This window comes from Bacteroides sp. (assembly GCF_028690125.1).
Classification (GTDB): Bacteria; Bacteroidota; Bacteroidia; order Bacteroidales; family Bacteroidaceae; genus Bacteroides.
This window is the reverse complement of record NZ_JAQVBV010000122.1, coordinates 1-3570: the sequence shown is the minus strand read 5'-3', so window position 1 is coordinate 3570 and position 3570 is coordinate 1. Positions and strand designations below refer to the sequence as shown.

3 protein-coding genes are annotated in these 3570 nt (G+C 40.4%); all 3 read right to left on the bottom strand.

The features are described from left to right. Nucleotides 1–226: 226 nt before the first annotated feature. Nucleotides 227–1837, bottom strand: a complete 1611-nt coding sequence (locus PHO71_RS25675) for a hypothetical protein (protein ID WP_300209024.1) — start codon at nt 1835–1837, stop codon at nt 227–229. Between the two features lie 3 nt (nt 1838–1840). Beyond that, entirely contained in the window at nt 1841–2875 is a 1035-nt protein-coding gene (locus PHO71_RS25670; protein ID WP_300209023.1) for an HlyD family secretion protein, read from the bottom strand. A 13-nt stretch (nt 2876–2888) separates the two neighbouring features. Continuing rightward, the coding region (locus tag PHO71_RS25665; protein WP_300209022.1) for a TolC family protein at nt 2889–3570 on the bottom strand (682 nt) is incomplete at its 5' end.

Genomic DNA, 3570 nt, shown 5'->3' with positions numbered 1-3570 from the left:
GCCACACCGGGAGAATAAGCGAGTGATAAGTCTGTCTGTGTACTATAAGGTTTGGTAGGAACTACCTCAATCTTGCCGGGCTTGCCTTGTGAATGATATAGCAGAGCGGCTTCTTTGGTTATCTTAGCCATAGTATTTGTATTTTTATGTAAATTATCAATTGACTGCAAATGTAGGAATAAAAGTTCGGAATTGTAGTTGTATGGCAAAATTATATGTTATTTTATTATCTTTTATCGGATGGAGCATGTGATGTACGCCAGAATGTATTTTTAAGTTCCCGGGCTACATTTTTCCAGTTGGGCATACGTTTCAAGGAACGGCGTATCGGGAAGTCGTAGAGTAATAACAGTAGAAAGAGGAAAATACATACATAGGCCACCCAGCCGTAAATTTGCTTGATGCTCACTTCCATCATCTGACTAATAAACTCTTCCATATAATGACCAAGATGGAATGGATTGCTACTGAAAGATACATGATCGATCGCCGATCCGTAACGTCCCAGATTGTCAGGTACGTAATAAGCCAGTCCTTGCGAATAGACCGCACAGCCTAATACTCCACCGACTACCATATGAAGCATATTGAATACGCTTAATCCTTGAAAGAAATGTTGAAAGGTCATAATCTCTTCCAGACATACCATGAAAGTGGCACTTAATACTGCATAAGCAAATCCTCGGCAAATCGTTGGCAGATAGAGTTGGGAGATATGAATGTCGGTAGAAAAAGTCAGGTAATATCCGATTAAGTAACCTATTAGTCCAACAAACCCGACGATGATGAGGCGTACATAATTATATTGTTTTATGTGCATCCACCAGTAAGAAAATAAGCAACCGCCTACGATACCGATGATAGCAAACCAATCTAATTGTACACTGACCATTTCTTCATATTTCATCACTTCTTCATAAAAGACTTCTTCCAATACGTGTTCTGTTGCCAGAAATGCTTCTACTATAGTTATCAGTCCTAGTAACGGCCAATAAAACCGGTAAGTCCACATTTTAGGTTCGAGAAATGGATGGCGGATGGTCATCATGCGCCAGATACAAAATGCTAAGGTGATGATGATGGCTACCGATAATTGCCGGATAATAGGATTGTTCCACCAATCGTACCAATCACCGTAATTAAATAGGAAAGCGATTTCGGCTAATAATACCGCCCATAAAGCTGCACCTAGCCAATCGATACCGAATAGTGGAAACTTGCGCATGAAACGGAAATGTTTTATACAAGTAATCTGTATAAGTAAGACTATTAACATTAATCCAACGATAAAGAGGTGCATATAGGTCCAGTTGTAGTGGTACATTAAATAAGTCGTTATTAAGTCTGACAACTGAATGCTACCTAAAATAACAATATGAAGCCATGGAAAGAATACAGTGAAATCTCGTGTTGGCGTCATCCATAACTGGATATTGGACATACATTCAAAAGTTCCCTGAATTTTGCACATACCTTCAATAAAGCATACCAACCACAGAAGTGGAAGAAAGCTAATGGATGGTGCTAACAGATTGCAAATCAAAACTCCCAATGCTGCCGATGTAAGCAGAGTTTTATTGGTAAAGCGGAACTTCATTCGGAATAACAGCGGAAAGTAGATTGCCATTCCCGCCAGATTGGCGTACATACACATGAGAATATCTTCACGCATCAGCACTTTGCCACCGATCATTTGATTCAATGCTCCCAAATAAACTCCCCCCGATAATTGGAAGGTAACAGCTATGAATAGGTAAATCCACGGTTGTATTTTCCGTGGCACAAAGCTACGGAACATCGGCATCGTGAAAGGACCGTTTAAAACAGGTGCTCCCATACGTTAATATTTTACTTCACATTCTACATTGAACCCTGCTCGTAAACGCTTCAAGTCTTCGGGCTTGTTTCCTTTCAGACGGATGCGGACGGGGATACGTTGTTCTACTTTTACGAAATTTCCCGTGGCATTATCTTGTGGAATCATAGAGAAAGCTGCTCCTGTTGCATCCGAAATGGATTCTACAGTTCCTTTGAAAATTATATTCGGCACTGCGTCTGCGGTCATTTCTACTTCGGCTCCCTCTTTAATATTAGGTAATTGGGTTTCGCGATAGTTGGCTATGATCCACAGGTCACTATTATCTACAATATCAACCATTGTTTGTCCCGGTTGTACCAGTTGTCCTTCCTGTATTCCTTTTCGCCCCGTAGTTCCATCGCATGGAGCAATGATAACTGTATAAGAAAGGTTCAAGCGAGCGAGCTCGAGTGCAGCTTCTGCCAGACGGACTCCTGCTTCATTCTGTCCTAAGCGGTGGGTCTGTTCACTTTTAACTAACGATGTAGACTGCTTGGCACGTGATACTTGTTCGTAGCGTGCTTTTGCTGCTTCGTATGCTGTATGTACATTATCATATTGTTGTTTGGTAACTGCATCGTCTTTCAGTAGTTTTTCAAAACGATCCAATTCACGTTTGGCATTTTCCATTTGTACGCGAACTTCTTCTATACTTGCATCATTTACACTTAAATTGTTTTGAGTGGTGGCAATGCCAATGGTGGTAGCTTGCCTTCCTGCCGTAGCATTTGCCAAATCTGCTTCCGCCTGAGCAACGCGAAGACGAAACTCCGCATCTTCAATGATAAGCAACGTATCACCTTTGTGTATCGGCTGATATTCTTCAAAACAGATTCTTTTTATAAATCCCGGTACGCGGGTATTGATTGGAGTAATGTGTTGTTTAACTTGTGCGTTATCAGTATATTCTATACTTCCCAAATGAAGAAAACGGGAACAAACATAGGCTGCACCGCCAAAGAGAAAACAAAGAATCAGAATGTTATAGATAATCTTCTGAGTTTTTCTAGCTATCATAATCTATTATATTTTAAAGGGTGTGTGTAATATATTTCATTTTGTAGTAACTGTAGATCACGTTGATACGTGCATTAACCAAACCGAGATCAGCGCTTAGCTTCATGTTACTGGCGTCAAGCATATCAGTAAGTAATGCCAGATCATTTTTGTAACGGTTGCTGGTTACGCTATAGTTTTGGTTAGCCAGTTCTACACTTTTCTCTTGTGTACGTAAGTCGGTAAAAGAGGTAAGGAAATTGACATAATTGGCTTGAACACCATTCTCAACTTGTTCTTGTGCAAGAATATATTCTTCCTGTGATTTTCGTATGTTCAATTTTGCCTGACGGACTTTTTTATTGTTTTTGAACAATGAGGAAAGGTTGTATTTGACTCCTACTCCTACATACCAATAATTAAAATTGTTGTTCAATACCGGTACTTCAATGGTGATGGGACCATCCAAATGTTCTCCTGCAACGAGAGCTATTTTGGGAAGGAGCTCCGAACGTTCCAGTTTGGCTTTCTGTTGGTTCATTTTCACAGCCAAATGTGCTTGTTGCAAACCTACATTGCTTTGAGTAGCCAATTGCTGCCAGTCATTTTCTGCCAGTGCTTTCACCTCTTCTTCCAGTAAAGTTGAGTCGGGAATGATTTCCGTTCCGGCAGGTAGGTGAAGGGTGGTCACTAATTGATGATTCATGATTTTGCAA